Origin of the sequence: Desulfofustis glycolicus DSM 9705 (genome assembly GCF_900130015.1) — a bacterium.
GTDB classification, from domain to species: domain Bacteria; phylum Desulfobacterota; class Desulfobulbia; order Desulfobulbales; family Desulfocapsaceae; genus Desulfofustis; species Desulfofustis glycolicus.
In genome coordinates this window covers 1-1,956 of sequence record NZ_FQXS01000083.1, presented here as the reverse complement: position 1 = coordinate 1,956, position 1,956 = coordinate 1, and the positions used below count along the sequence as shown (strand labels likewise).

The 1,956-nt window shown below is 55.4% G+C and carries 2 protein-coding genes; both read left to right on the top strand.

What is annotated here, in order from left to right; translation table 11 throughout:
* Positions 1–94: 94 nt before the first annotated feature.
* Positions 95–1,156, top strand: a complete 1,062-nt coding sequence (ltrA, locus tag BUC26_RS22450; RefSeq protein ID WP_208609890.1) for a group II intron reverse transcriptase/maturase — start codon at positions 95–97, stop codon at positions 1,154–1,156.
* A gap of 196 nt (positions 1,157–1,352) precedes the next feature.
* On the top strand, positions 1,353–1,916 hold the full coding sequence (locus BUC26_RS24620) for a methyltransferase domain-containing protein (protein ID WP_073379655.1): 564 nt from the start codon (positions 1,353–1,355) through the stop codon (positions 1,914–1,916).
* The last annotated feature ends 40 nt before the right edge of the window (positions 1,917–1,956 follow it).

The following is a 1,956-nucleotide window of genomic DNA, read 5'->3' as shown; positions in this document are numbered from 1 at the left end:
CAGCGACGCCGGCCGGGGGGGCAGCAGCAAAATAATCAGACAACGCTGTCAAAATAATCAGGAAAACGATGTTCATTTATTGTGAAAAGCAACACTGGTTCGGAGGAAGTACATTCCTAAGGCCAACGGCAAACAGAGGCCGCTGGGCATTCCGGCGGTCGAAGACAAGCTGCTGCAGACCGCAGTATCGATGCTTCTTGAAGCGATCTATGAGCAGGACTTTCAACCGTGTAGCTTCGGCTATCGTCCGAAAGTCGGCGCAAGAGATGCCGTGCAGGCCCTCGGGTTCAACCTTCAGTGTCGCCCCTCCGGGTACGTGGTGGAGGCGGACATCCGCGGGTTCTTCGATCATTTCGATCATACGTGGCTCAAGACGATGCTGCGCCAGCGCATCGCCGATGAGGCCATTATCGGCCTGATCGACAAGTGGCTCAAGGCGGGGATTCTGGAACCGGACGGCACCGTTCACTATCCGGAAGCCGGCAGCCCTCAGGGAGGTGTGGTATCGCCGATGCTGGCGAACATCTACCTGCACTATGTGCTGGATCTGTGGTTTGAAAAGGTGGTGAAGCGGTACTGCAAAGGCAAGGCGGTGCTCGTTCGCTATGCCGATGATTACGTCGCGGCCTTCCAGTACCGGGCCGAAGCCGAAGCATTCTATCGGGTTCTACCCAAGAGGCTTGGAAAATTCGGCCTCGAAGTGGCTCCGGAGAAGACTCAACTGCTTCGGCTCAGCCGCTTTCACCCGAGTCGCAAGCGCACCTTCGTCTTTCTAGGGTTCGAATTCTATTGGGATCTCGATAGGAAAGGGGAGAGGCGGCTAAAGCGCCGCACCTCCCGAGCCAAGATGAAAGGGGCGCTGAAAGACTTCACCGAGTGGGTCAAGACCCATCGCCATGTGCCGACCCTGCAGCTCTTCGCAGCAGTAACGCGCAAGCTACGTGGTCACTACAACTACTTCGGACTGCCGGGGAACTCTCGAAGCATCAGTGAATATCACCGAAAAGTCCTGGCGATCTTCTTCAAGTGGTTGCAGCGCCGCAGCAGGCGGCATCGGATGAATGGCTGGCGGTTTTACGAGTTGGTCGAACGGCTGAGATTGCCGGGACCGAAAATCGTCCCATACCCACGCCACAAAAGCTTGGTATTGGTTTAGGTGCTTTCGCGAATTGCGGAAGTGAATATTCACGAAGAGCCCGGTGCGGTAGTTCCGCACGCCGGGATCTGTGCCGGGGCGGTCGGGTAACCGGCCGCGCCTACGGCGGCGACTCTGCGCTTAATCATGGTGGACATAAGACTCTATATTATTTAAATATCGAGGGTAAAGTTTCCTGAAAGTACGAGGCTATGATATGAGTTCGCTCAAATTCGTTGATGACATGGCGTGTATCCAGCGCTCAGTGGCTCAATGCCACGACCAGGCCGGCCGTAGAGGCATGGTGCTTGATGTAATGCAGCCTCAAACTGGCGAGATGGTTTTGGAGGTTGGCTGTGGTGGAGGATTCTATGCATATGAGGTGGCTCGGTGTGTTGGCCCAACAGGGCGCGTGTGCGCAATCGACTATAGCGCTAACCAGATCGACACAGCGAAAAGCCATTGCGCTGATATGGAATGGGTTAATTGCCGTGTAGGAAACGCCAGCGAACTGCCTTACGAGAACAGCGCCTTTAATACAGTCTATGGCATACAGGTTTTTGAATATATAGATCAGTTGGACGCAGCCTTGCACGAGGTCCAACGTGTTTTACGCCCTGGGGGGCGGTGCATTATTCTGTCGACAGACTGGCGAACTGCGGTCTGGCATTCTAATCAAGTGGAACGGATGCAGCGGATTCTCACGGCTTGGGAGACTCACAGCACAGCGGTGGTCCCCATTCCTAAACCACGGTCCGGTCATTTTAAGTTATGTTCATAGCCCCTGGGGTTGAGGCACGGCCTTCCCCCGCGGGGGAAGG

Coding starts and splice junctions, on each gene's coding strand:
- BUC26_RS24620 (WP_073379655.1), top strand. CDS start 1,353: ATGAGTTCGCTCAAATTCGTTGATGACATGGCGTGTATCCAGCGCTCA.